17 protein-coding genes are annotated in these 16,106 nt (G+C 64.3%); 9 read left to right on the top strand and 8 right to left on the bottom strand.

Annotated features, from left to right (window positions below; all coding sequences use genetic code 11):
- From BIS11_RS01550 to bfr, 4 genes are all read left to right on the top strand, one after another.
- On the top strand, nucleotides 1-518 hold a 518-nt coding region (locus BIS11_RS01550; RefSeq protein WP_253585679.1), incomplete at its 5' end, for an LptF/LptG family permease.
- Nucleotides 518-1,597 (top strand): LPS export ABC transporter permease LptG, encoded by a 1,080-nt coding sequence (gene lptG / locus BIS11_RS01545; RefSeq protein WP_253418822.1) that lies wholly within the window; start codon nucleotides 518-520, stop codon nucleotides 1,595-1,597. The genes BIS11_RS01550 and lptG, both read left to right, overlap by 1 nt.
- A 204-nt stretch (nucleotides 1,598-1,801) precedes the next feature.
- Nucleotides 1,802-2,008: a (2Fe-2S)-binding protein gene (locus tag BIS11_RS01540; protein WP_253418819.1), complete on the top strand. Its 207-nt coding sequence runs from the start codon at nucleotides 1,802-1,804 to the stop codon at nucleotides 2,006-2,008.
- Between the two features lie 203 nt (nucleotides 2,009-2,211).
- Nucleotides 2,212-2,703, top strand: coding sequence for a bacterioferritin (gene bfr / locus BIS11_RS01535; RefSeq protein ID WP_253418816.1), 492 nt, complete (start codon nucleotides 2,212-2,214; stop codon nucleotides 2,701-2,703).
- A 67-nt stretch (nucleotides 2,704-2,770) separates the two neighbouring features.
- Here the strand turns inward: bfr and BIS11_RS01530 are convergent, their stop codons facing one another.
- The 3 genes from BIS11_RS01530 to sodC form a co-directional block, all read right to left on the bottom strand.
- On the bottom strand, nucleotides 2,771-3,607 hold the full coding sequence (locus BIS11_RS01530; protein ID WP_227389719.1) for a manganese catalase family protein: 837 nt from the start codon (nucleotides 3,605-3,607) through the stop codon (nucleotides 2,771-2,773).
- A 442-nt stretch (nucleotides 3,608-4,049) separates the two neighbouring features.
- On the bottom strand, nucleotides 4,050-5,519 hold the full coding sequence (locus BIS11_RS01525; protein WP_253418814.1) for a carbon starvation protein A: 1,470 nt from the start codon (nucleotides 5,517-5,519) through the stop codon (nucleotides 4,050-4,052).
- A 201-nt stretch (nucleotides 5,520-5,720) separates the two neighbouring features.
- Complete coding sequence (gene sodC / locus BIS11_RS01520; protein ID WP_227389717.1) at nucleotides 5,721-6,266, bottom strand: superoxide dismutase family protein; 546 nt, start codon at nucleotides 6,264-6,266, stop codon at nucleotides 5,721-5,723.
- Nucleotides 6,267-6,427: 161 nt separating this feature from the next.
- Between sodC and BIS11_RS01515 the strand changes: the two genes are divergently transcribed.
- The 4 genes from BIS11_RS01515 (at nucleotide 6,428) to BIS11_RS01500 (ending at nucleotide 9,325) form a co-directional block, all read left to right on the top strand.
- Nucleotides 6,428-7,219, top strand: a complete 792-nt coding sequence (locus BIS11_RS01515; RefSeq protein WP_253418811.1) for a pseudouridine synthase — start codon at nucleotides 6,428-6,430, stop codon at nucleotides 7,217-7,219.
- Nucleotides 7,216-8,040 (top strand): tRNA cyclic N6-threonylcarbamoyladenosine(37) synthase TcdA, encoded by an 825-nt coding sequence (gene tcdA, locus BIS11_RS01510; protein WP_253418808.1) that lies wholly within the window; start codon nucleotides 7,216-7,218, stop codon nucleotides 8,038-8,040. Before BIS11_RS01515 ends, tcdA begins: the two co-directional genes overlap by 4 nt.
- A complete protein-coding gene (locus BIS11_RS01505; RefSeq protein ID WP_253418806.1) occupies nucleotides 8,037-8,252 on the top strand; it encodes a DUF1653 domain-containing protein in 216 nt (71 codons plus the stop codon). Before tcdA ends, BIS11_RS01505 begins: the two co-directional genes overlap by 4 nt.
- A 164-nt stretch (nucleotides 8,253-8,416) precedes the next feature.
- Nucleotides 8,417-9,325, top strand: a complete 909-nt coding sequence (locus BIS11_RS01500; RefSeq protein ID WP_253418805.1) for an MBL fold metallo-hydrolase — start codon at nucleotides 8,417-8,419, stop codon at nucleotides 9,323-9,325.
- A gap of 257 nt (nucleotides 9,326-9,582) precedes the next feature.
- On the opposite strand, the gene BIS11_RS01495 is transcribed toward BIS11_RS01500, so the two are convergent.
- Nucleotides 9,583-9,972, bottom strand: a complete 390-nt coding sequence (locus BIS11_RS01495) for a DUF2946 domain-containing protein (RefSeq protein ID WP_253418803.1) — start codon at nucleotides 9,970-9,972, stop codon at nucleotides 9,583-9,585.
- 376 nt (nucleotides 9,973-10,348) lie between these two features.
- On the opposite strand from BIS11_RS01495, the gene BIS11_RS01490 reads away from it, so the two are divergent.
- Nucleotides 10,349-11,740 carry a PepSY-associated TM helix domain-containing protein gene (locus BIS11_RS01490; protein ID WP_367399045.1) on the top strand — a complete coding sequence of 464 codons (1,392 nt, stop codon included), beginning with the start codon at nucleotides 10,349-10,351 and terminating at the stop codon, nucleotides 11,738-11,740.
- An 18-nt stretch (nucleotides 11,741-11,758) separates the two neighbouring features.
- Here BIS11_RS01490 and BIS11_RS01485 read toward each other — a convergent pair whose 3' ends face one another.
- The 4 genes from BIS11_RS01485 to BIS11_RS01470 form a co-directional block, all read right to left on the bottom strand.
- Complete coding sequence (locus BIS11_RS01485) at nucleotides 11,759-12,874, bottom strand: metallophosphoesterase (RefSeq protein WP_253418801.1); 1,116 nt, start codon at nucleotides 12,872-12,874, stop codon at nucleotides 11,759-11,761.
- A gap of 93 nt (nucleotides 12,875-12,967) precedes the next feature.
- A complete protein-coding gene (locus tag BIS11_RS01480; protein ID WP_253418799.1) occupies nucleotides 12,968-14,392 on the bottom strand; it encodes an FAD-dependent oxidoreductase in 1,425 nt (474 codons plus the stop codon).
- Complete coding sequence (locus BIS11_RS01475; RefSeq protein WP_253418797.1) at nucleotides 14,392-15,339, bottom strand: polysaccharide deacetylase family protein; 948 nt, start codon at nucleotides 15,337-15,339, stop codon at nucleotides 14,392-14,394. The genes BIS11_RS01480 and BIS11_RS01475 overlap by 1 nt, the downstream gene beginning before the upstream one ends.
- A gap of 4 nt (nucleotides 15,340-15,343) precedes the next feature.
- A partial coding sequence (locus BIS11_RS01470; protein ID WP_253585678.1) for a polysaccharide deacetylase family protein occupies nucleotides 15,344-16,106 on the bottom strand: 763 nt, incomplete at its 5' end.

Genomic DNA, 16,106 nt, shown 5'->3' with positions numbered 1-16,106 from the left:
GCTACGTGACGCGGGCGCGCACCGGGCACCAGGAGACGCGTGTCGAGACCGGCAGCCGCTTCCTGATTCTCGAGGAGGGCGAGCGCTACGGCGTGACGCCGGGGCGCCGCGAGGCCGAGCGTCTTACCTTCGAGCGCTACACCCTGCGCCTGGGCTTGAGCCGTAATCGCCAGGAGCTCGATTCGCTCGAGTTCGCCACCACCGCTGAGCTCTGGAACGACGCCGACCCGCGCGCCCAGGCGCAGTTCCAGTGGCGCGCGGGGCTGCCGCTGATGGTCTTCATCCTGGCGCTGCTCGCCCAGCCGCTGTCGCGGGTCAACCCGCGCCAGGGGCGTTTCGCCAAGCTGCTGCCGGCGGTGTTCCTCTACGTGGCGTACTTGAGCCTGCTGCTCGCCGCCGTGGACGCCATCGGCGGCTGTTCGCTGCCAAGCGCGGTCGGCGTGTGGCCGGTGCATGGACTCTTCTTGGTGCTGGGGGGCCTTCTGATCTGGCGCTCGCAACGTAAGGGAATGCGTTAATGCTTAGTGTACTGACCGTGGCGGATCGCCTGGACCGCTACATCGCGCGTAATGTCCTCGGGGCGATCATCATCGTGCAGTTCGTGCTGCTGGGGCTCGATATCACCATCGCCTACATCGGTGATCTGGGCGATACCCAAGGCAACTACTCGGCGCTCGACGTGCTGCTGTATCTATTGATGCGCCTGCCCTGGCGGTTCTACCAGTACGCGCCGGTGGCGGTGCTGATCGGCGCGCTGATCGGCATGGGCACCATGGCGTCCAGCAACGAGCTCACGGTGATGCGCGCCGCCGGGCGTTCGCTGGCGCGCATCGTGTGGGGCGTCATGAAGCCGGTGCTGCTGGTGGTGGCGGTGGTGCTGCTGGTGGCCGAGTTCGTGAGCCCCAGGACCGAACAGTTCGCCGAGGCCTGGCGGCTCGAGCAGCGCCAGGGCGAGAGCGCCATGCTCCAAAGCCGCAGCGGCTGGCAGTTCGAGGGCGACAGCGTCTACCGGTTCGGCGCCATTCGCGCCGACAACGTGGTGCTCGACCTGACCCGCTACCGTTTCGACGAGCGCCGCCTGGTGGAAGCGACCCGGGCCGCCCGGGCTCACTGGGAGGAGGGGCGCTGGCAGCTCGAGAACGTCAATACCACGCGGATCTACGAGGATCACACCGAATCGGAGCACCAGGCCCGAATGGTGTGGGAAACCGATCTCACCCCGACCCAGCTCGAACGGCTGCTGCGTGATATCGAAAGCCAGGCGCCCAGCGAGTTGTGGGCCTATGCCCACTATCTGCAGGCGCAGGGGCAAAGCGCCGCGCAGCCGCTTCTCTATTTCTGGCAGAAGGTGCTGATGCCGTTCACCATGGCGTCTTTGGTCCTCATCGCCGCCTCCTTCGTGTTCGGACCGCTGCGCAGCGTGGCCGCCGGCACCCGGGTGTTCTATGGCGTGGTGACGGGGCTGGTGTTCAAGTACATCCAGGACCTCCTGGCGCCGGCCTCGACCATCTTCGGCTTCTCGCCGGTCTGGGCGGTGCTGGTCCCCACCCTGGTGTGTGCACTGGTCGGTATCCATTTCCTGCGACGTAACGGCTGATCGCTCGCCCTCTCGCCATCGGGCCGCTAACGCAGCGGCCTTTTTTATGGCGATTCGCGCACGCGGAAAAAAACGCCAAGCGCTTGTCTTGCGATGATAAATCCTGACGCCATCAAAAATGGCTTGCAAAGGCGATTCGTTTCTACTTGATAAGATGTATGCGAATCATTTACATTTACCGCATGGATTTCATGAGGTGATGTCATGTACGTATGTGTGTGCAAGGGTGTGACCGACCATCGAATTCGCCGCGAAGTGAACGAAGGCGCGCGCAGCTGGCGCGAGGTTCGCGAGGCGACGGGCTGCGCTACCCAGTGCGGCAAGTGCGCCTGTTTGGCTAAGTCGATTACCCGCGAAGCCGTTCAGGAGGTTCGCGCCCAGGCAGACATGGGACTCGCTTACGCCGTATGACGCGAATCACTATTGTTTGAGTTGCTTTTAACAAGCAACTGATTTCCTTGTGTTTTTTAATGCCTGATCTATACTTTCAGTCACCCCGTGGCGGGTTCTGCGAAGCCCCGCTGCTTTATTGACGTAACTGCTTGATTGTCCGAATAACCTGCTGCGACAACAACGGCAGTACTATAACGGCAGTACTACAACGAAGGTGACGTATGAAAGGCGATCCCAAGGTCATTGAGCATCTCAATATCGCACTCGGCAATGAGCTGGTCGCGATCAATCAGTACTTCCTGCACGCCAAGATGTACAAGGACTGGGGCCTCAAGGCGCTGGCCAAGTGGGAGTACGACGAGTCCATCGAAGAGATGCAGCACGCCGACAAGATCATCGAGCGTATCCTGTTCCTCGAAGGCATTCCCAATCTGCAGGACTTGGGCAAGCTGCACATCGGCGAGAACGTCAAGGAAATGCTCGAGTGCGATCTCAAGATCGAGCACGACGGCCGCAACGACTACATCGAAGCGATCACCTACTGCGAAAGCGTCAAGGACTACGTGACCCGCGACATGCTGCGCGACCTGCTCGCCGATGAAGAAGAGCACATCGACCATATCGAGACCGAGCTCAGCCTGATCGACAAGGTCGGCCTGCAGAACTACATGCAGCGTCAGATGCACGTGGCCGGCGACCAGTCCTACGAATGAGCCGTTGAGCACCTGAACGACAAAACCCCGAACCTGGTTCGGGGTTTTTTTCGTGCGCGGTCAAGACTTACTTGGCCGGGTCGACCTGATCGGTCTGCGCGCCGGAGTTCGGCTTGGCGCCGCCCAGCGAGGGCTCCTGGCCCAGCGGTTCCGGGGTGTTCTTGATCGAGTACTGGCTGCGGCCATCCAGCGACGGGCCTTCGCCCCAGCGCCCCTTGGGCGCGTCCTTGTCGAGCAGGGTATTGAGGTAGTAGTAGGAGTGCTCTGTCGCCTCGTGCTCTTCCGGCGTCGAGTTCGGGATCGGCAGCTGCGCCTGCATGCCACCCAGCTCCTCGATGATCGCCAGCCACTGCTGCTGGTGGTAGGTGTCCCGGGCGATCAAAAACGACAGGAAATCCTTCATGCCGTGGTCGTCGGTCCAGTTGTAGAGGCGCGTCGCCAGCACGCGACCGCCGGATTCCGCCGCCACGTTGGCCATCATGTCCGCGCCGATGTTGCCGGTGGCGTAGACGTGGCTCATGTCGAAGGGCACGCCGTTGGCGTTGACCGGCATCGCGGATAGCCCGGACGAGAGCAGGTGGCGCGGGTTGGCGCCACCCAGGATGGCGTTCATGACCGGATCCTTGGCGGTTTCCTCCTGGTAGGAGACCGGCGCGCCTTCCAGGTTCAGCGCCACCGCGTGGCCGAGCATCTCGATGTGGGACAGCTCTTCGGTGGCGGTGGACATCAGCATGTCGCGGATACGGTCGTCGCCGCGCGCGCCCATGGCCTGGAAAAAGTACTGCATGGCCACGCGGATCTCGCCCTCGATACCGCCGATCGCCTGCTGCAGCAGCATGGCGAACTGCGGGTTGGGCTTGTCGACCTTGACCGGGTATTGAAGCTTCGATGAGTGATGAAACATTTTACTCTCCATAGTAACGGGCCGGGGCGTACCCCGGGTGTCACTTCTCCGGCCGGAGAAGCCATTGACGTTAGCGTTTCGTCAGAAGCGAGCACTCGCTTCACTCTCGATACTGGCAGGTCGGCGGGAAAGAATTAATAACCTGAATCAAGCGTCAATCGGCGCGAAGAAATTATGCGTTTGCTTAATCGCCTTGGCCGACTACCCATGATGTAAGTAAAGACGCCCGATCCGAATAGTTAATTAAAGTGAGAGTTTTGGGCGGGCGTAGTTTGGCGTGCGTCGCTTGGCAAACTGGCCAGCGTGAATAAAAAGACGGGAACGGGCAGGGAATGCCGCCTGAAAGCCTGGATACCGCGTAAAGTTGAATGGAGGGAACGGCCAGTGAGGCGGTGAAAAGAGACTGCCCGGCGCGGGGCCGGGCAGAGCAGGGTTTTGGAGATTAGCGTTCGCTGGCAGCGAAACCGGCCAGGCCTTGACCCGCCAGGGGGACCGGCTCGTCCACGGTGAAGGTGGCGCGGCTCAAGCGACGCACCCGCTTCATGAACAGCGCGATGCACACCAGGGTGCCGAGTGCGGCGACCACATAGCTCATCTGCAGCGGAAGGCCAAAGCCGATCGGGGCGAAGGCCAGGTACGTGAAGGTCGCCATGGTCATGAATACCGCCGGAATGGCCGTGATCAGGTAGGGCTTGCGCGACAGCACCAGGTACATGGTGGCGACCCACAGTGCGATGACCGCGGTGGTCTGGTTCGCCCAGGAGAAGTAGCGCCACAAGAGCGTGAAGTCCATGTGGGTCAGCGCGTAGGAGATCACGAACAGCGGCAGGGCGATCATCAGGCGCTTGGCGATCGGCTTCTGGGCGATCTTCAGGTAATCCGCGATGATCATCCGGGCGCTGCGAAACGCGGTGTCGCCGGAGGTGATCGGCAGGACGATGACGCCGAGGATGGCGAGCGTGCCGCCCACCGCGCCCAGCATGGTCACGGAGACTTCGCTCACCACCGCGGCGGGGCCACCGGCGGCCAGCACGTCGGACAGCGACTGGTCGCCGTAGAACAGGCTCATGGCAGCGGCGGCCCAGATCATCGCGATCACGCCTTCGGTGATCATCATGCCGTAGAAGATACGCCGGCCGCTGGTTTCGTTCTCCGTGGTGCGCGAGATGATCGGGGTTTGCGTGGCGTGAAAGCCGGAAAGCGCGCCACAGGAGATGGTCAGAAACAGCAGCGGGAAGATCGGCGCGCCGTCCGGGTGCATGTTCTGGAACGAAAGCTCAGGGATAGGTGCACCGGTGACGACCAGACCGATACCGATACCGGCGGCGCTGAACAGCAAGAGCGCCCCGAAGTAGGGGTAGATGCGCCCGATCACCTTGTCGATCGGCAACAGCGTGGCGATCAGGTAGTAGGCGAAGATGACCAGGGTGATGGCGAGCAGTGACAGGGACGTCATGTTGGCCAGAAGCGTGGCCGGCGAAGTAACGAACACCGTGCCCACCAGCAGCAAAAGCAGCAGCGCGAAACCGTTGACCACGTGCTTCATCGCCTTGCCCAGGAACTTGCCCGCAAGCTGCGGCAGATGCGCCCCGTGGTTGCGAATCGAGATCATGCCGGTGAGGTAGTCGTGTACGGCACCCGCGAAGATGCAGCCCACCACGATCCACACGAAGGCCACGGGCCCGTAGAGCGCGCCCAGGATCGGTCCGAAGATCGGGCCGACACCGGCGATGTTGAGTAGCTGGATCAGCGAGTTGCGCGTGGTATTCATCGGCACGTAGTCGATGTCGTCACGCATGCTGAAGGCGGGAGTCGGGCGCTTGCGGTCGGCCACGAACACCCGATCCACGAACTTGCCGTAGGTGAAGTAACCCACGATCAAAAGCAGTATGGAGGCGATGAAGGTAATCATTGAGATACTCGATGTAGGTTAGTCAGAGAAGATAACCACTTGCCAGCGCTAGGACAGACGCCTGGCGACACTCGCCGAATGTACCGATTCACGCCAAGATTCGCTCTACGACTTTAGTTTCTTTAGGACGATTCTGTGACCACAAACGCAAGACGGGCAGCGCGTGGCTGCCCGTCTCGAGGGTGCGATGCCGGCAACGGCTCAGGAGGCGGGCGTCACGCCGCACAGCATGCGCGCGCCGCCGCCGCCCAGGTGCGGTTCGTCCGCGTAGGTGTCGCCGCCTTCATGGATGATCAGGGCGCGGTCGGTCATGTCCTCCATGCTCAGGCGCGGCGCGAGTACCGGCAGGTTGGCTTCGCCGTCTTCATTGACGGTCAGCACCGGCAAGTCGCCCAGGTGGCCTTCACCATAGGGGCCCTGGTGAGTCTCGGTGCCCTCCGGGTCGTAGTGGCCACCGGCGGCCTGAGCGGCGGCCATTTCACCGTCGTCGTCCTCGGCCGGCTCGCAGCTCGGGTTCTGGTGCAGGTGAAAGCCGTAGATACCGGGCTCGAGGCCGGTGACGGACGGGGTGAGCATCACGCCGCCGAACTCCGAGCTCTCGATGGTCACGGTGCCCATCGCCTCGCCCACGCCGTCGGCGGTGACGTCGTGCATGTTGACCTCGAGCGAATCGCTGCTCTGGGCATGGGCGGTGGTGGCCAGCAGCAGCGCCGCGGTGATGGCGGTCAAGGGAGTGGCTAAACGCATCGTCTGTTCTCCTTAATCCTGTTCCATGGAAGCCCCCGAAAGGGTGCTCTTGAAAGGTAGCTGCTCGAGCCAGGCTATGCCACCGTCGCCGAACGCTTCTCGCCGGGTGACAAGCGCGCCTGGAGCCGCGACAATGGCGCCAGTTTTCAACGAGGCCGGCCATGGCGCCCCTACGCATTCTCTTTCAGGACGAACATCTGGTCGTGCTCTACAAGCCCGCCGGGCTTCTGGTACACCGCTCGAAGCTCGCCCGCGGTGAAACCACCTTTCTCGTCCAGCAGCTGCGCGATCAGCTCGGCCAGCGGGTCTACCCGGTGCACCGGCTGGACCGGCCCACCGCCGGGGTGATGGTGATGGCGCTTTCCTCCTCGGCGGCGGCCCGGCTGAGCCAGGCGTTCAACGAGCGCGAGGTGGACAAGCAGTATCTTGCGGTGGTGCGCGGCAAGGCGCCGGAGGCGGAAACCCTCGACTACCCGCTGCGCGAGGAGGACGGCAGTCGCCCCAAGGCGGACATGCCGGCGATGCCCGCGCGTACCGACATTCAGCGCCTGGACAGCGTGGAGCTGCCGGTTCAGGTCGACCGCTACCCGGTGGCGCGCTATTCGCTGGTGCGGGCGCACCCGCAGACCGGGCGCCGCCACCAGATTCGTCGCCACCTTTCCCGGCGCGGCTACCCGATCATCGGCGACGCCAAGCACGGCAAGAGCGTGCACAACCGCTTCTTCGCCGAGCGCCTCGCCGCCCCGAGGCTGCTGCTGGCGGCCACCCACCTGGCCTTCGACCACCCCTGCCGCGATCAGCGCCTGGAGGTGAGCGGCGCGCTCGACCCGGTCATGACGGCGCTGTTGGAGCGCCTGGGCTGGGCCGGGCACCTGCCGCAGGACCAGGTGACACTGACGCCCCGGGACGCGACGCGTTCGCGCGACCCTGCTACAGGAGAAAGACACCCTTGACCGAGTCATCCGATTACGACTTTCGCTTCGGCGGCATTCGCCGCCTTTACGGCCAGCGCGCGGCGAGTGCCTTTCGTCAGGCGCACGTGGTGGTGGTCGGCGTGGGGGGCGTGGGCAGCTGGGCGGCGGAGGCGCTGGCGCGCTCAGGGATAGGCAAGCTCACGCTGATCGATCTCGACGACGTCTGCACCTCGAACGTCAACCGCCAGCTGCACGCCTTGGATGGCACGATAGGCCAGCCCAAGGTCGAGGTGCTCGCCAGCCGCTGCCGGCTGATCAACCCCGAGATCGAGGTCATCGCCGACGCCGCCTTCGTCACGCCGACGAACCTGGCCGAGCGCATTCCGGAAGACGTCGCTCACGTGGTCGATGCCATCGACAGCGTGATCGCCAAGGCCGCGCTGATCAGTTGGTGCAAGCGGCGCAAGATTCCGATCACCGTGACCGGCGCGGCGGGCGGGCAGAGCGACCCGACCCGCATCCAGGTGGCCGACCTGACCCGTACCGAGCACGACCCATTGCTCGCCAAGGTGCGCTCGCGCCTGCGTCGCGACTACGGCTTCTCGCGCAATCCCAAGCGGCGCTTCTCGGTGGAGTGTGTCTACTCCGACGAGCAGCTCGTCTACCCGGGAGCCGACGGCGAGGTATGCCTGCAAAAGCCGGGCAGCGGTGAGGCCACCCGGCTCGACTGCGCCTCGGGCTTCGGTGCGGCCACCTTCGTCACCGGCACCTTCGGCTTCGTCGCCGCCTCGAAAGTGCTCGAGCGGCTGGCCAGAAAGGCGGCGCAACCCGACGCCCCCTCAGAGGAGAACGCACCATGACCCCCGCCCCCGGCATCTACCGTCACTATAAAGGTGCCTTGTACGAAGTCACCGGCATCGCCCACCACAGCGAAAGCGAAGAGCCGCTCGTCGTCTATCGCGCGCTCTACGGCGACTACGGCTTGTGGGTACGCCCGCTGGCCATGTTCATGGAAAGCGTTTCGGTCGATGGCCGGGAGCAGCCGCGCTTCGCGCTGGAGAAGAAGTTTTGATCAGAGGCTTTGTCTCGCTATCTTTCATGACCTGATCGATGCCTTTTCTTTCGCAGGGTGATCGGGAGTAAAAGCTGGTATATAGCTTGTGACGCTATGGTTATATCGGTATTTGTCATCGTGCTAATCTACGTTCATCGCATCGATCAGTACGAGGCCATTTCATGAACACATTCGCTCGCTCCCAAAGCACCGGCGCCGGCTCGCCGGAGGTAGCGGGGTTCTATGACCCACGTACCGGCAGCATCCAGTACATCGTCATTGATCCGGCCACCCGCGCCTGTGCGATCATCGACCCGGTGCTGGATTTCGACGAGAAGTCCGGCGCCACGGCCACGCATCACGCCGATGAGCTCCTGACCTACGTGGCCAGGCACCAGCTGCGCGTCGAGTGGATTCTGGACACCCACCCCCATGCGGATCACTTCTCCGCGGCGCAGTACCTGAAGGCGAAGACCGGCGCGCCGACGGCCATCGGCGAGCACGTGACCAACGTGCAGGCGCTGTGGAAGGAGATCTACCACTGGCCGGACATGCCGGCAGACGGGCGTCAGTGGGATCGGCTCTTCGCCGACGGCGATACCTTCGAGATCGGTGAACTCTCGGCAACCGTCATGCATTCGCCGGGTCACACGCTGGCCTCGATCACCTACGTGGTGGGCGATGCGGCATTCATTCACGATACGCTGTTCCAGCCGGATACCGGCAGCGCCCGGGCGGATTTCCCGGGTGGCGATGCGCGGGCGCTCTGGCACTCCATACAAGCGATTCTGGCCCTGCCCGACGAGACGCGCCTGTTCACCGGACACGACTACATGCCCGGAGGCCGGGCGCCGCAGTGGGAGAGCCGCGTGGCCGAGCAGCGCGAGAACAATCCGCACCTGAGCGACAACCGCGAGGCGGCGTTCGTCGAGCTCAGACAGGCTCGCGACAAGACGCTGCCCATGCCGAAACTGATATTGCACGCGCTGCAGGTGAACGTTCAGGGCGGACGACTGCCTGCCCCGGAAGCCAACGGCCAGCGCTACCTGAAGATTCCCCTCGACGCCCTGGCGGGTGCCGTCTGGGAGTAGCGGTGTCTATCGGGTGCCATGACCGCATCTTCGGATGCGGTTTTTTTGTGGCTTTAAAAAACCTAAACCCGGACTGGAAAAACGACCGAGAGCCTTCGTTGACCGTTTTTATGACGCTAAAAAAGTATTAAAACTGCGCATTAAACGTAAATCTCGAATGTAATAAAACGCCACCTTGATTGACGTTTAAAAAGTCAAAAGGCGCTATTGGTTTTCTAGTTAAACGCATTAGAATCGCGGTCGTCATTCCCGATTGTTTATAACTCGCGATGTGTGAAAGCGGGTGGCCCACGGGTCAACGCGTGGGGATAGTTGGATTGACGAAGTGTCCCGATAGAGGGCGCGATGAAACCGCCCTGAGGGGGGACAAGTGCCTGGCGAGCAATGTCCGGCAAGTGGAGAAACAGCGTCGGCGTGTGCTGCCAGAGTTCGCAGTAGCCGCACAGCAGGTGCCAGTGCGACAGCTCCCCGGCGCCGGCGGCTTGATGATGCTTTGCAGTGCCTTGGTGCGGCGCTGCGTGGTCGTGTTGAGCGTGGTGGTGGGCCGTCTCCTGCTGTGCAGGGCCGTGAAAGCTGGCCTGAAACTGCGAGATCAGCGGGCCGACGAACAGCAGCGTCATGGCCAGACACGCAAGGGCCAGCGTCATGCAATAGCGCTGCGAGCGTGGTGGACAGAGGCGCGGCATCGGCACGTGGGGGCATCCGGCAGTGACAGTAAAGCGTCAGTCTAGCATCCGGTTGCCATCGGACGTGAAAGGCGCCGGCGGCATATCGCCGCGGCGAGCGGTCGAGCGTATCGATGCCGGTGATATCGTCATGTCGTGACCGCCGTTCAGGCACGGTGGTTGAAGAGCGCGTTTCACTTCGTCATGCCAGCGCCAGAGAGCTTTTTTGATATCACCTTGAAGGTTTCATTGACGTCTTTCAGGAAGTTTAAGGCCGATCGCTTATTACCGTTTTATTTGTTGCACCCGGTGAACATTCATCGCACTAACGCGTTCAACCGTCAATAACGAGGGAATCATGGGATCGACGCAAGGTAGTTCGGCGCCCAAGCGAACGGGCAAACTTCTGTTTGCGCTGCTCATGCGCATGCACTTTTATATCGGGCTTTTGATCGGGCCGTTCATTCTCGTCGCCGCGCTCAGCGGCATCGTGTACGTGATGACGCCTGCGGTGGAGGAGTGGCTCTACCGCGACGCCCTCACGGCCAGCAGCCAGGAGGCCGGGGAGCCATTGGCGCGTCAGATCGAGGCTGCACAGGTGGCCTCTGGACAGGCGGGGCTTCCGGCGGCGGTGCGCCCGGCGCCGGAGGCGGGTGGCACCACCCGCGTCATGTTCGCCGACCCGTCGCTTGGCCCCTCGGAGCACCGCGCCATTTTCATCGATCCGGCCACCCTCGAGGTGCGCGGCGACATGACGGTCTACGGTACCAGTGGCATCCTGCCGTTTCGTACCGCGCTCGACCACTTTCACCGCGGGCTGATGCTGGGGGACATCGGGCGCTTGTACAGCGAACTGGCGGCTTCCTGGCTCTGGGTCATCGCGCTTTTGGGGACCGTGCTCTGGGTCGCCCGGCGCCGGGCGCTCAAGGGCGCAAGTCCGCGCCTGGCGCCGCGACGCCGTCACGCCACGGTGGGCGTTCTGGCCCTGGTCGGGCTGTTGTTCTTCTCCGCGACCGGGCTGACCTGGTCCCAGTGGGCCGGCAGCAATATCGCCGAGCTGCGCAATGCCTGGGGCTGGGCAACGCCGAGCGTCTCGACCCTGCTCGAGGCGCCGGCCGAGCCGGAAAGCACCGACCCCCACGCCGGTCACGGCATGAGCCATGCCCCCGAGGGGGGGCATCACGCAAGGCCCGAGGGGTTCGATCAGGCGCTGGCGGCGGCCCGGGGCGCCGGGCTGATGGCCGGCGGCCTTCAGATTGAGCCGCCGGCGAGCGTCGGGCGCGCCTGGCGCGTATCGGAAATCGACCGCCGCTGGCCGACCCAGGTCGACCAGGTCGCGCTCGACCCCGCCGACATGCGCGTTCTCGACCAGACCGACTTCGCCACCTTTCCGCTCGCGGCAAAACTCACGCGCTGGGGCGTCGACCTGCACATGGGCGTGCTGTTCGGCCTCGCCAACCAGCTGGTGCTGGCGCTGTTTGCCGCCGCCCTGGCATTTCTGGTGGTGTGGGGGTATCGCATGTGGTGGCTGCGCGTCAGAAGCACGACGATCCACCAGGCCCAGACCGTGACCGCGCTGTTCCTCATGTTGCCGCGGATGACACAGCTGAGCCTGATCGTGCTGCTGGTGCTGTTGGGGCTCGCCCTGCCGGTGATGGGAGCGAGTCTCGTCGTCATCGTGGCGATCGACGCGGTGCGCTGGGCGCTTGCCCGGCGATCATCCACCACGGGCGCCGGCAAGACATCGTGATGGTCGCACTGCCGGTGGTCACTGCGCGCGCAGGGTGATTCGCGTCAGCTCCGAGGGCTTGCCCAGGCGCAGGGCGAAGCCGGGCCACAGGCCGGTACCGCTGTTCAGGTAGAGCGTCATGCCGTCGAGTGCATAAATGCCCGACACGAACCCTTCGTTGGCACGCGCCACGATACGATCGAAACCCACCAGCATGCCGCCGTGGGTATGGCCGGAAAGCTGCAAGTCGACCCCCTGGGCCGCCGCCGCGCGGGCGTTGCGGGGTTGATGATCGAGCAGCACGATTGGCGCGTCGTTCGGCGCACCTTCGAGCGCGGCGGCCAGGTTCGGCGCCGGGTAGCCGTGGCGAGCGGCGGAGGCATCCGTCACCCCGGCCAGCACCAGGGCGCTGCCGTCGCGCTCCACCACGACGTGCTGGTTGGCCAGTATCTGCATGCCGAGCGCCTGGTAGTGGTTCATCCAGGTGTCGTATCCGAAGTAGTACTCGTGGTTACCGGGGCTTGCGAACACGCCATCCGGTGCGCTCAGCGCCGCGAGCGGCGCCACGTCGTCACGGCGGGCATCGAGGGTGCCGTCGATCAGGTCGCCGGTGATCAGGATGGCGTCCGGCGCCAGCTGGTTGGTCTTGGTGACGACCGTTTCCGCCCACGGGGCCTGGAAGAGCCGACTCAAGTGAAGATCGGTCAGGTGGACGATCTGGTAGCCGTCGAAGGCCGCCGGCAACCCCGCGATGGAAATCTCGACCTCCTTCAAGGGCGGAACGCGTGCCGCCTGGTTCACGGCGAAAGCTCCCAGCGCCAGCGCGACGATGGCCAGCCCGTGGCGAAGCGGTGCGGCAATCGTCAGTCGGCGGCGTTTGCACAAGGCGAGCAACGCGGTCGCGACATCGACCACGATCAGCATCAGCGCCAGGAAGATCATCGCCCCGAACACGGCGTTGACGACCAGCACCATCTCCCGCGGCACTTCCGGCGAGAACATGCTGCCGAAGGCGAGCCGGGTCAGCAGGTGGTGCTGGGAGACCAGCAGCAGCGCCGCGCCGAGCAGCGCCTTGAGCCAGCGGGGCCAGCCAAGCGGCCAGAGGTAGCGGGCGATCACGATCAGGCAGGGCAGTGCAAGAAGCAGATGGAACATCGATGAGCTCGTGGCAGCGGGGCGAAGCGGCAAGCAAACCACGAAATCAACTGCTTAGCAAAAGCCCCGACGAGCGGGGCGATGAAGCTTGCATCACGGCAACGCGGCCGAGTGCAGTTGTAAGTTCAAGAGTGACGCGGCGCTCTGGCCCGCTACCGCGCCCAGCACCACGGCGCTCAACAGACCGTTGCCCGAGAGGTAGCCGCTATCCCCCGCGCCGGAGACCCCGCGGGCGGCGCCCCCGGCGGCGAACAGGTTGGGCAGCGCCTTGCCTTCGGTGTCCAGCACCCGTGCCTGGGTGTTCACCTCGAGCCCGCCCTGGGTATGGAACAGCGCCCCGGTGACGCGAACGGCGTAGTAGGGCGGCTGGAGCCGGTCGGCGCGCTCGAAGGTACGGCCGAAGGTGTCCGGCGTCTGCGCGCTCGTGTGCCGTTGCACGGTGTCGAAGGTCGCCTCCAGCGCCTCGATAGGCAAGTTCGCGCCGTCGGCCAGCGCCTCCAGGGTCTCGAAGCGGCGCACCGCGCCAGCTCCGAAGGCGTTGCGGTAATCCTCGAACTCGAGCGCGTTCTGATGGATACGCTCGTCATACAGGTTCCAGGCGACCCGCTCCGGCTGGGCGATCACCTTGGCCGCCTGTTCCGAGTAGCCGCCGTGCTCGTTGGAGAAGCGCTCGCCGTGCAGGTTGACCTGAATCCCGCCCTGCATCATCAGCGCCCAGCTGATCAAGATCTGGTGAGGGGTCGCCAGCGACCCGTGGCCCTGGCAGGCGCCGAGGTCCCTGGCACTTGCGCCCATCGCCTCGCCCCATAGGAGGGCATCCCCCTGGTTGCCTTCGTGACCATAGTAGAGCGCCTCGCCAAGCGAAGGGATGTGGCGCCGCACGAGGTCAGGGTTGCCGCCAAAGCCGTTGCAGGCCAGCACCAAGGCGTCGCAGCCGATGCGCTCGCGGCTGCCGTCCGGGCGTTCGAGCGCCACGCCGCGCACTTGTCGGGTGTCGTCCACGTAGAGATCCACCACCCGCGCCTGAGTCAGGATATCCACACCTGCGCGCTCGACGGCGTTCAACAGCGCTCCCATCAGCTCTTCACCGGTGCGCCGAGGCGTGGCATGCATGCGCAGTCGCCGGTGGCCGGGGTAGAGAAAGCCTTCGACCAGCTCGAACGCCACGCCGTGCGCGTCCGCCAGCCATTCGATGGTCGATCCCGATTCGCGGGCCAGCAGTTCGACGATGGCCGGGTCCGCCTGGAAGCCGTTCTTGCGCTGGATGTCCTCGGCCATGATCTCGGGGCTGTCCTCGATTTCCAGCGCCTGCTGAAAGCGGGTGCCGGCGGCGGGAATGAAACCCGATGACATCGCCGTGCTGCCCCGGGGCAGATCATCGCGTTCGAGCACGGCAAGTTCGATGCCTGCTTCTCGCGCCTTGAGGGCGGCCACCAGTCCACAGGCGCCAGCGCCGATGATCAGAAGCGGCAGATGAACCTCGAACGTCTCTGTCTCGCTATAGGGGTGAATGGCCATCAGCGCGCTCCCTGATCGTCGCTGGATTGAGCCGCCTTGAACGCGTCGAGGATCTCGCCCGCCGGTGCCTGCCAGATCTGCGCGTGCTGGGCGATATGCGCGAGCACTTCTTCGAGACAGGCGATGCGGTGCGGCTGGCCGACAAGCCAGGGGTGCAGGTTCAGCGCGAAGAGTCGCCCGCCCGCCGTGCGGGACTCCTCGAGCAGAAAGTCGAAGGCGTCCTTGACCTGCGCGACCCAGGCATCCTCCGAGTGCAGGTTCTGGCTCATCACGAACTGATCCTCGATCTCGGTGGAAAGTCCCATCATGGTGAGCGCGCCCGAAGCGGTCTTGAAGGCGTAGGGCAGCTCGTCGTTGACCCAGTCGGCGCAGTACTCGATGCCGTTCTTTACCAGCAGATCCGGCGTGTTGAAGCTCTGGTGCTTCGCCGGGCCGAGCCAGCCGCGAATGGTTTGGCCGGTCACGCGGCGAAGGGTCTCCACCGAGCGCGCGACCAGCTCGGCCTCTTCCTCGATCGGCTGGCCGCCGTAGTGCAGATGATCCATGTTCCAGCCGTGGGCGATGAACTCGCCGCCGTGCTCTTGAAGGCGCTTGATGAGATAAGGCGTCTGCTCGGCAAGCTGGGCGTTGATCGCGTAGGTCGGCGTGATGCCGTGCTGCTCGAGGGCCTTCAGCACCCGGTAGATGCCCACACGGTTGCCGTAGTCGCGCAGCGAGAAGTGGCGCAGATCCGGGTAGGGCATGGTCATGCCGTTGGGTACCTTGAAGGGCACGCCGCGCTGGTCGAGCGGGTAGAACTGCAGCGACACGTTGATCCACACCGCCAGCGTCTTGCCGCCGGGCCAGGTGACAGGGGAACGCTCGTCGAGCATCGACCAGTCGTAGCGGTCGTGGTCGTAGCCGTAACGGCGCAGCGGGTAGTCCAGGTAATCGTCGTCGAGCGCCATGGTGTCAACTCTCCCCTGTTGCGGTGGCGGCCTGCGCCTGCATGCTTGCGAGCGCCGCATCGTGATAGTGCGCCCGGTAGTACTCGGCGATCTCCCGGCCGGTGGCGACCCACACGTCCGAGTGGCCGGTGATGTACTCGAGCGCCTCCTCGAACGCCTTGATGCGGTGCGGGCAGCTCACCTGGTAGTTGTGGGTAGGGATGCACATCACCGTGCCGGACTCGGCGCCCTCCTGGTACAGGCGGTCGAAGTGGCGCTTGAGCATGATGGCGTACTGGCGCGGCTCGACCTTGTTCACCGCGTAGACGATGGTGTCGTTCATCTCGAGCGAATAGGGCAGGGAAATGAAGCGCTTGCCGGAGCGCACGCGAACCGGCGTAGGCTGGTCATCGTGGAAGAGATCGCAGGTGTAGAGCCCGCCGCGCTCACCAAAGAGTTCCTCGCCCACTTCGGCGAACAGGTCCAGAGTGTGCTCGGAGTGCGACAGCGCCGGTGCCAGATACCCGGCGCAGGCCTGACCCGTGTGGCGATGGATGGTCTCCATGCTGTCACGGATCATGGCGCGCTCCTGGGCCTCGCTCAGGCCGTAGGTGTAGCGCGTGTTGTAGATCCCGTGGCTGAAGAACTCCCAGTCGCGCTCCCGGCACATCTGGATGATCTCCGGGTGATGCTCGCAAAGCGCCGTCGACAGCGACACCGACCCGCGCACGCCGTACTTGTCCAGAAGCGCCATCTGGCGCTGGTGGCCGACCCGGTTGCCGTAGTCG

The sequence above is a fragment of the Halomonas sp. 707D4 genome, from assembly GCF_024158685.1.
Classification (GTDB): domain Bacteria; phylum Pseudomonadota; class Gammaproteobacteria; order Pseudomonadales; family Halomonadaceae; genus Vreelandella.
Note: the sequence above shows the minus strand (reverse complement) of the source record. Positions and strands in the feature narration are given on the sequence as shown.

Excerpts from the sequence above, each read along its gene's own strand:
- BIS11_RS01500 (WP_253418805.1), top strand. The coding sequence starts at position 8,417 with ATGAACACATTCGCTCGCTCCCAAAGCACCGGCGCCGGCTCGCCGGAG.
- BIS11_RS01515 (WP_253418811.1), top strand. The coding sequence starts at position 6,428 with ATGGCGCCCCTACGCATTCTCTTTCAGGACGAACATCTGGTCGTGCTC.
- BIS11_RS01490 (WP_367399045.1), top strand. The coding sequence starts at position 10,349 with ATGGGATCGACGCAAGGTAGTTCGGCGCCCAAGCGAACGGGCAAACTT.
- BIS11_RS01505 (WP_253418806.1), top strand. The coding sequence starts at position 8,037 with ATGACCCCCGCCCCCGGCATCTACCGTCACTATAAAGGTGCCTTGTAC.
- BIS11_RS01525 (WP_253418814.1), bottom strand. The coding sequence starts at position 5,519 with ATGATTACCTTCATCGCCTCCATACTGCTTTTGATCGTGGGTTACTTC.
- sodC (WP_227389717.1), bottom strand. The coding sequence starts at position 6,266 with ATGCGTTTAGCCACTCCCTTGACCGCCATCACCGCGGCGCTGCTGCTG.
- bfr (WP_253418816.1), top strand. The coding sequence starts at position 2,212 with ATGAAAGGCGATCCCAAGGTCATTGAGCATCTCAATATCGCACTCGGC.
- BIS11_RS01475 (WP_253418797.1), bottom strand. The coding sequence starts at position 15,339 with ATGGCGCTCGACGACGATTACCTGGACTACCCGCTGCGCCGTTACGGC.
- BIS11_RS01530 (WP_227389719.1), bottom strand. The coding sequence starts at position 3,607 with ATGTTTCATCACTCATCGAAGCTTCAATACCCGGTCAAGGTCGACAAG.
- BIS11_RS01495 (WP_253418803.1), bottom strand. The coding sequence starts at position 9,972 with ATGACGCTGGCCCTTGCGTGTCTGGCCATGACGCTGCTGTTCGTCGGC.
- lptG (WP_253418822.1), top strand. The coding sequence starts at position 518 with ATGCTTAGTGTACTGACCGTGGCGGATCGCCTGGACCGCTACATCGCG.
- BIS11_RS01480 (WP_253418799.1), bottom strand. The coding sequence starts at position 14,392 with ATGGCCATTCACCCCTATAGCGAGACAGAGACGTTCGAGGTTCATCTG.
- BIS11_RS01485 (WP_253418801.1), bottom strand. The coding sequence starts at position 12,874 with ATGTTCCATCTGCTTCTTGCACTGCCCTGCCTGATCGTGATCGCCCGC.
- BIS11_RS01540 (WP_253418819.1), top strand. The coding sequence starts at position 1,802 with ATGTACGTATGTGTGTGCAAGGGTGTGACCGACCATCGAATTCGCCGC.